This is a genomic window from Burkholderia sp. 22313 (assembly GCF_052045245.1).
Classification (GTDB): Bacteria; Pseudomonadota; Gammaproteobacteria; order Burkholderiales; family Burkholderiaceae; genus Burkholderia.
Genome location: NZ_JBQEON010000029.1, coordinates 102284 through 109728 on the forward strand (window position 1 = coordinate 102284; position 7445 = coordinate 109728).

Genomic DNA, 7445 nt, shown 5'->3' on the forward strand with positions numbered 1-7445 from the left:
GCGGTTTCTTCTGCTGCCCGTTCGTCGTACTGCGCGCGCCTGGCACCGGCGCACGCCCATTCGTCACACTATCTCAAAAACAGGACGAATCTCACCCGGATTCGCGCTGACGAAGCGAAAAACAACTCGACTCGGTCGAAAATGCTGCGCGCCACGATTGAATGGCAAGAATGACGCCGTTGCCGCCTGCCGGACCGGCCGGCATACTGCCGGCGCTGCCGGCCCGGCCGTCCCAAGCCCCGGCAACCGGCCGGAAGCCGCCTGCGGCCCATTGCGGGCCGCCCGGAACGCGCTGCCGCGTAAGCGGCGCGTATGCTACCGCATGCCCGCGCCGCGCGCCGCGCTTTTTCATCGAAAACTGACATGGATCAAATCGTCGACACCGCCACCCCGTCCCCCGACACGCTGCTGCGCATCATCGCCGCGCAGACCGAGATCGCGAAACTCGGTCTCGATCTCGGCAGCGTGATGGCTTACGTGACCGAACAGGTGCCGCAACTCACGGGCGCGAGCGGCGCCGCGGTCGAGTTCGCCGAAGGCGACGATATGGTGTACCGCGCCGCGTCGGGCTCCGCGGCCGGGATGCTCGGCCTGCGGCTACGCCGCTCGGGCAGCCTGTCGGGCCTGTGCGTGACGCGCGGCCAGTTGCTGCACTGCACGGATTCGGAAGCCGACCCGCGCGTCGATCGCGACGCGTGCCGCCGCGTCGGGCTGCGCTCGATGCTGGTGATGCCGCTCGCCCATGCCGACACGACGGTCGGCGTGCTGAAGGTGATGTCGCCGGACGTCGACGGCTTTTCGGCCGCCGACGCCGGCACGCTACGGCTCACCGCCGACCTGATCGCCGCCGCGATGTTTCACGCGGCGCGCAACGAGGCCAACGAGCTGTACCTGCGCGCGACGCACGACGCCCTCACCGGCCTGCCGAACCGCGCGCTGTTCTACGACCGCCTGCGCCAGTCGATGCATGCGGCGCTGCGCGCGAACGGCCGGCTCGGCATCCTCAACATCGACATGGACGGCCTCAAGCCCATCAACGACGGCTACGGCCACCGCGCGGGCGACGCCGCGCTGCGCGAGATCGCCGCGCGGATGGTCGGCGCCGTCCGGCGCTCGGATACGGTCGCGCGGATCGGCGGCGACGAGTTCGCGGTGATCTTGCCGAACGTCGGCAACCGCGACGCCGTGGACGCGCAACGCGCGCGGCTCGCGCAGCAGGTCAGCGAGCCGTTCGAATTCGACGGGCATCCGCTGCGGCTCGGCGTCAGTGTCGGCGTCGCGATGCTGCCCGACGACGGCACCGACATGAACACGCTGATCGAGCATGCGGACCAGGCGATGTACGAGGTGAAGCGCACGCGGTCGCAGCGCGCCGGCCACGCATGACGCGCAACGCGGCTGGCCGTCAGCCGCCCGCTTCCGCGATGCCGGCCTGCACGCGGCGAACCGCCGTCACGATCGACAGCACGATCAGCAAACGCCACAACCATGCGGCGATGCTGCCGACCGGCAAGCCGAAGCCGATCCACAGCGCGAACGCGCCGAGCGCGAGCGCGCGGTCGCTCTTGCCGAACGGGCCGTCGTAGCGGCGCGTCGCACCGGCGAGCGGGCCGATCAGGCCCGCGCATTCGACGATCACCGCGGTCAGCGCGAACAGCCAGACGTCTGCCGCGGCGAATGCGGGAATCGCGAGGAACGGCAGCACGAGCGCGATGTCGGAGACCACGTCGCCGAGCTCGTTCAGGTACGCGCCGAGGGTGCTCTTCTGCCCGTGCTCGCGGGCGAGCATCCCGTCGATCGCGTTGAGCGCCATCCGCGCGAACAACCAGATCGGAATCAGCAGGAACAGCACGCGGGCGAACAGGCCGAGCCCCGCGAGCGCGCCGACGACGATCGATCCGCCGGCCGCGAACAGCGTGACCTCGTTGGCGGTGACGCCGCGTGCGGCAAGCGAATCCGCGAACGGACGCAGACGGTTCTGGAATTTTGGTTTGAGTGCGTAGAGGCTCATCGTCGTATGGGTTCGGCACGTTCGGACACGTTTCCAGCCGCCATGCCCCGGGCGGCGCGACTGCCGACGGCGGCCGACAGGTGGCCGTCATCGTCGCCGAGCGGCCCCGATGCGTCAAGCCGCGGCCCGCTTCCGGCGGCGCGGCAATCTGGCATTTTCGGTGGAAACTCGCGATAATCCGCTGGCCCGTGAGTGCAGCAATAGCACTGCAATCGATTCGAACTGCAAACGGGTGCTCGTGCAACAGCCGATTATCACGCCGCCAACCGGCGCATTCACCGCGACGCACCGCACGCGGCGAGTCGTCCGGTCAGCGCGGCCCTGCGACAGGCAGCCACGAATTTGAAAAAACTTGAACAATGGCCGTCCGGCGCGCAACCTGCCGCGCCGGCATTCCGGGATTCCGCCTGCCGCGCATGCGCGGCGGCGCGGGCATGCACGCGGGGGGCGCGCCGCCGATGAACCTGCTGAACATCTGGCAGCGCGATTTCCTGCTGTCCATCGTGCGACTCGTCGCCGGTGCGTATCCGGTCTGGCATCAGGCGCCGCCGTCCCCGACGCAGAAGATCTACTTCTCGAACCACACGAGCCACATCGACACGCTCGCGATCCTCGCCGCGCTGCCGCGCGACGTGCGCGCGGTCGTGCGGCCCGTCGCGGCGCGCGACTACTGGGACAGCAGCGACCTGAAGCGCCACATCGCGCAGAAGCTGCTGAACGTCGTGCTGATCGACCGTCATCGCGAATCTGGCGGCGATCCTCGGGGCGGCCACCCGCTCGATCCGGTGCGCGACGCGCTACGGCAAGGCCACTCGATCATCATCTTCCCGGAAGGCACGCGCGGCGCCGACGTGTTGCCGCAGCCGTTCAAGAGCGGCCTGTTCCATCTCGCGACCGAGTTCCCGGGCGTCGCGCTCGCGCCGGTCTATCTCGAGAACCTGCAGCGCATCATGCCGAAGGGCGCGATCTGGCCCGTGCCGCTGATCTGCAAGGTGCATTTCGGCGCGAACGACGCGCTCGGCGCCGGCGAAGACAAGCCGGCCTTCCTCGCCCGCATGCGCGACGCGATCGTCGCGCTCGCGCCGCCGCAGCGGCCGGCCGGCTGAACGCGGCGCCCTCCTCTTCCTTTTCCGGACCTCTTCATGCGAACGCTCTTCTGGGAACTGGTCGCGGGCGTCACCGGCGTGCTGATGCTCGCGACCGTGATCGGCGCGATCCTCGGCGCGCGCAGCGGCGGCACGAGCGCGACCATCGTCAACCTGAACCAGCGCATCCGCGCGTGGTGGGCGATGATCGCGATCATGGTCATCGCGATCGGCCTCGGCAACAACGTCACGTATCTCGTGTTCGCGTTGCTGTCCTACCTGACGCTGCGCGAATTCATCACGCTCACGCCGACCACCGCGAGCGACCATACGACGCTCTTCATCGCGTTTTTCGTTGCGATTCCGGTGCAGTACCTGCTGCTTGGCATCAACTGGTACGGGATGTACTCGATCTTCGTGCCGGTGCACCTGTTCTTCGCGATGTCGCTGGTGTCGGCGCTCACGCAGGACACGCGCGAATTCCTGAGCCGCAACGCGAAGATCAACTGGGCGCTGATGGTGTGCGTGTACGGGCTGAGCCACGCGCCGGCCGTGCTGATCCTCGACATTCCGCGCTACACGGGGCAGAACGCGCTGCTGCTGTTCTTCTTCCTGTTCGTCGTGCAGATCAGCGACGTGCTGCAGTACGTGGTCGGCAAGCTGTTCGGACGCCGCAAGATCGCGCCGCGCCTGTCGCCGTCGAAGACGCTCGAAGGCTTCGTCGGCGGCGGCCTGCTCGCGACGCTGTGCGGCGCGTCGCTGTATCGCGTGACGCCGTTCAGCTTCGGCGCGGCGTTCGGCATCTCGCTCGCGATCGTGATCGCGGGCTTCGTCGGCGGCCTCGTGCTGTCGGCCGTGAAGCGCTCGCTCGGCACCAAGGACTGGGGTTCGATGATCGCCGGCCACGGCGGGATGCTCGATCGCGTCGACTCGATCTGCTTCGCCGCGCCGGTATTCTTTCACCTCGTGCGCTATCTGTACGTGTGACGTGCGGGCGGCGCGACGCCGCCCGGTTTCGCCGGTCCGCGCGCGGACCGCTCAATACCCGTCGCGCACGGCCTTCGGCGCGAGCCGCGTCACACCGGCGCCGTATCGGCCGCTTGCGGACGCGCCAGCTTGAATTCGCCGACCGTTTGCGCGAGCTGCGCCGCCTGCTCGCGCAGCAACGCCGCGGCCGCGGCCGACTCCTCGACGAGCGCCGCGTTCTGCTGCGTCGAGTGATCGAGCTGCGACACCGCCTGGTTCACCTGTGCGAGGCCGGTACTCTGTTCGTTCGCCGCAACCGTCATTTCCGCGATCACGCTCGTGATGCCGCGCACCCCCTCGACGATCTCGTCCATCGTGGCGCCCGCCGTGTGCACGAGCCCCGAGCCGCCCTCGATCTTGTCGACGGACGCCTGGATCAGCTGCTTGATTTCCTTGGCCGCCTGCGCGCTGCGTTGCGCGAGCGTGCGCACCTCGCCCGCGACGACCGCGAAGCCGCGCCCGTGCTCGTTCGCGCGCGCCGCCTCGACGGCCGCATTCAACGCGAGGATGTTGGTCTGGAACGCGATGCCGTCGATCACGCCGATGATGTTCGAGATCTCGTTCGAGGCCGCCGTGATCTCGCCCATCGTCGCGACCACCTGGCTCACCACCTCGCCGCCGCGCATCGCGACGCCCGACGCCGATTCCGCGAGCCGGTTCACCTGCGTCGCCGCATCGGCCGAATTGCGCGCCGTGCCGGCGATTTCCTCGAGCGCGGCCGCGGTTTCCTGCAGGCTCGACGCCGCATGCTCGGTCCGGCTCGACAGGTCCTGGTTGCCCTGTGCGATCTCCGCGCTCGCGACGCTCACGGATTCGCTGAACCCGCGGATCTGCAGCAGGATCGCCGAAATCTTTTCCGCGAACAGATTGAACGCGCGCGCGATCTGCGCGGCCTCGTCGTTGCCGTCCGCCCGCAACCGCTTCGTCAGGTCGCCGCTGCCGCTCGCGACGTCGGTCAACGCATCGCGCACCAGCAGCACGCGCTTGAACGCCGCGTTCGTCAGCGCGCCGACGAGCGCGGCCGCGATACAGGCCACGATGACGATGGCGACGAGCGTCGTCGTCGCGACGGCCCGCATGCCGGCCGTCACGTCCGACCGGTCGAGCGCGATCACGAGCGACCAGTCCGTCCCGGCGATCGGTTGCGCGCGGAGCAGCTTGGCCGCGCCGTCCACCACGATCGCCACCGGCTCGGTCGCGCTCTGCAGGCCGGCGAGGCGATCGGGCGTCAGCTCCGGTGACAGCTGCGTGGCCGGTTTCATGATCAGGTCGGTCTTGGCGCCCGCGATGAGGCGCCCGCTGCGGTCGACGAGAAACGCGAAACTCGCCGGCGTCGGATGCATCGACGCGACGATCGCGCTCGCGCGTTCCATATAGAGACTCGCCGCCAGCACGCCCTTCAGCGCGCCGCCGCGCATGACCGGCACGGCGAATGCGAAAGCCGGCTTGCCGGTCGACGCGTCCTGGTACAGCGCGGTGACGACGAGCCGGCCGGCCTCGACCGCCTGCTTGTACCACGGACGCGCGGTCGGATCGTAACCGGACGCAAGCGGGATATTCGAGAACGCCGTGCGGTCCGGCAGGCCGAGCGTCAGCACCTGGAATCCACCCGACTTGCCGAGCAGCGTCAATGCCGGCAGCGGATCGCCTTCGCCGATCGCCAGCGTATCCGCCAGCGCCTGGGTCTGCTGGGCACGGCTCGCCACCCACTCGTCGAGCGCCAGCGCGTGGCCGGCCAGCACCGACCGCAGGTTCTGGTCGATGGTTTGGTCGTTGTGTTGCTTGACGACCTCGTACACGAGGCCACCGGTGACGGCAAGCGCCGTGACGACGATGGCGACGCAGGTGGCCACGATCCGAGCGCGAATTGATGACAGCATGATGACGGCGATCTCCGGTTGCGCGTTGTTATCGAACAGTCAAATGAGTACGCAAACGGATTTAACGACCGGTCGCGATGCAACTTGAGGTTCGACTGGTCAGACCATTGAAAAAAAACGGAATGCCGCGGCTGCGGCCGTGCGGATCGATACCGCCGAAGGGCTGATGCGCCGACGGGACGGGAACCCGCGGCTGCGGGGCGCATACCGGGGCTACCGCAAGACCCACCTGTCAGATTTCTCCTTCGATACTCCTTTCATCAACGATGAAAGGAAATTCCATATTGACTGGCAGTTCCAGTTCCAGAATATTCCGACCAGCGCCACGCTCGACGGCCTACTCCTAACCGATCTAACCGGGCGGTTTCGAGAGTCAAGTGCAACGTTTTGCTAACCCCTCGGCTGCCAGTTCCATGGCCATGGCTTCCTCGGGCGTTTTCCAACCGAGCGTCTGGCGAGGACGTCCATTGAGCAGCTTGGCGATATCGTTCAATTGCGTCTGCGTGACGCCCGAGAGGTCCATGCCCTTTGGCAAGAACTGGCGTAGCAGGCCGTTTGTGTTCTCGTTGCTGCCGCGCTGCCACGGAGCGTATGGATCCGCGAACCAGATATCGAGGTTCAGTCGCTCGGCAAGCTCGACATGACAGGTCATCTCCGATCCACGGTCGTACGTCAGGCTCTCACGCAGGAAGGCCGGCACCTTCTTCATCTGGCGCGTGAAGCCCTCGAGTGCGTCTTGGGCGGTACAGCCGTCCATGCGGCACAGCACGACGAACCGTGTTTTACGCTCGACCAGCGTTCCAACGCAGGATCGATTGAACGCGCCTTTGACGAGGTCGCCCTCCCAATGTCCCGGCCATTGCCGCGTTTCAATCTGCTCAGGCCGATGAATGATGCGCAATTCATCCGGCACGAAGCTCTTGCGCGCAAGGGTTCGACGGGTGGTGCCGCGCGCAGGCTTCTCTTGGCGAAGCGCCTCGATCATCGCCTGCTTGAGTCCACCTCGGGGATGGGTATAGATCGCGGCGTAAATCGTTTCGTGGCTGACGCGCTGGTCAGGATTGTCTGGATGCATGTCGCGGAGTCTGGCAGCAATTTGCTGCGGCGACCAGCGTCGATAGACCAGTTGATGATGCACATGCCAGTACAGCGTACTGCCTTCGCTCAACTTACGACGCCGTACGCAGCGCCGACGGCGAAGCCGATAGGACGAGGCCGCCTGGGTTGCTTCGTAGCGCGGCGTTGCCGCATTCCGATTACGAGCCAGTTCGCGAGAAACCGTCGAAGCGCTGCGCCCCAATCGCCGTGCGATCTCTCGCATGCTGGTTCCCCGCTGACGTTCGATCATGATTGCCGCGCGGTCCTCCGCGCTCAGATGCTGGTACTTCTTCATCACAACACCTTACTTGATTCAAGGTGTTGCACTTGGAACTAGAGATTAAG

The 7445-nt window shown here is 66.9% G+C and carries 6 protein-coding genes; 3 read left to right on the forward strand and 3 right to left on the reverse strand.

Translation table 11 applies throughout. From position 1 onward, the window contains the following. The first annotated feature begins 363 nt into the window (after positions 1-363). Positions 364-1386, forward strand: coding sequence for a diguanylate cyclase domain-containing protein (locus ACTJKF_RS22795; RefSeq protein ID WP_440626337.1), 1023 nt, complete (start codon positions 364-366; stop codon positions 1384-1386). Positions 1387-1405: 19 nt separating this feature from the next. Here the strand turns inward: ACTJKF_RS22795 and ACTJKF_RS22800 are convergent, their stop codons facing one another. After that, positions 1406-2011 carry a CDP-alcohol phosphatidyltransferase family protein gene (locus ACTJKF_RS22800; protein WP_440626338.1) on the reverse strand — a complete coding sequence of 202 codons (606 nt, stop codon included), beginning with the start codon at positions 2009-2011 and terminating at the stop codon, positions 1406-1408. 458 nt (positions 2012-2469) lie between these two features. On the opposite strand from ACTJKF_RS22800, the gene ACTJKF_RS22805 reads away from it, so the two are divergent. Continuing rightward, complete coding sequence (locus ACTJKF_RS22805) at positions 2470-3117, forward strand: lysophospholipid acyltransferase family protein (protein ID WP_440626339.1); 648 nt, start codon at positions 2470-2472, stop codon at positions 3115-3117. A 36-nt stretch (positions 3118-3153) separates the two neighbouring features. Further along, entirely contained in the window at positions 3154-4083 is a 930-nt protein-coding gene (locus ACTJKF_RS22810) for a phosphatidate cytidylyltransferase (RefSeq protein WP_440626341.1), read from the forward strand. Positions 4084-4172: 89 nt separating this feature from the next. Here the strand turns inward: ACTJKF_RS22810 and ACTJKF_RS22815 are convergent, their stop codons facing one another. Both ACTJKF_RS22815 and ACTJKF_RS22820 read right to left on the reverse strand, forming a co-directional pair. Next, a complete protein-coding gene (locus tag ACTJKF_RS22815; RefSeq protein ID WP_440626342.1) occupies positions 4173-6002 on the reverse strand; it encodes a methyl-accepting chemotaxis protein in 1830 nt (609 codons plus the stop codon). 373 nt (positions 6003-6375) lie between these two features. Next, positions 6376-7395 carry an IS30 family transposase gene (locus ACTJKF_RS22820; protein ID WP_440624553.1) on the reverse strand — a complete coding sequence of 340 codons (1020 nt, stop codon included), beginning with the start codon at positions 7393-7395 and terminating at the stop codon, positions 6376-6378. Positions 7396-7445 lie beyond the last annotated feature (50 nt).

Excerpts from the sequence above, each read along its gene's own strand:
- ACTJKF_RS22815 (WP_440626342.1), bottom strand. The coding sequence starts at position 6,002 with ATGCTGTCATCAATTCGCGCTCGGATCGTGGCCACCTGCGTCGCCATC.
- ACTJKF_RS22810 (WP_440626341.1), top strand. The coding sequence starts at position 3,154 with ATGCGAACGCTCTTCTGGGAACTGGTCGCGGGCGTCACCGGCGTGCTG.
- ACTJKF_RS22805 (WP_440626339.1), top strand. The coding sequence starts at position 2,470 with ATGAACCTGCTGAACATCTGGCAGCGCGATTTCCTGCTGTCCATCGTG.
- ACTJKF_RS22800 (WP_440626338.1), bottom strand. The coding sequence starts at position 2,011 with ATGAGCCTCTACGCACTCAAACCAAAATTCCAGAACCGTCTGCGTCCG.
- ACTJKF_RS22820 (WP_440624553.1), bottom strand. The coding sequence starts at position 7,395 with ATGAAGAAGTACCAGCATCTGAGCGCGGAGGACCGCGCGGCAATCATG.
- ACTJKF_RS22795 (WP_440626337.1), top strand. The coding sequence starts at position 364 with ATGGATCAAATCGTCGACACCGCCACCCCGTCCCCCGACACGCTGCTG.